The organism is Tropicimonas sp. IMCC6043 (assembly GCF_004146235.1).
Taxonomy (GTDB): Bacteria; Pseudomonadota; Alphaproteobacteria; order Rhodobacterales; family Rhodobacteraceae; genus Tropicimonas.
Genome location: NZ_SELO01000191.1, coordinates 1 through 322 on the forward strand (window position 1 = coordinate 1; position 322 = coordinate 322).

General features: G+C 68.3%; 1 pseudogene. It reads left to right on the plus strand.

From position 1 onward, the window contains the following. Positions 1 to 322, plus strand: a pseudogene (locus tag EU800_RS26350) (IS256 family transposase); the annotation flags it as partial.

Below are 322 nucleotides of genomic sequence, written 5' to 3' on the forward strand. Positions count from 1 at the left end.
ACGGCGCTCGGCAGATGCTTGCCGCCGCGATCAGGTCGGAGGCGGTGAGCTTCGTCGCGCAGTTCAGCGAGGAGCGCCTGCCCGATGGGCGCCAACGCGTCGTTCATCACGGCGCCGGGCCGGAGCGGACCATCCAGACTGGAATCGGACCGATCCCGGTGCAGCGACGGAAGGTGCGCGACCGCGCCTCCGACATGCCGCCCGAGAAGAAGGTACGCTTCACCTCGAACATCCTGCCGCGGTGGGCGCGGCGGTCACGGAGCCTCGATGCCCTTCTGCCAGTCCTTTACTTGCGCGGCGTCTCCACCGGAGACTTTCAGGA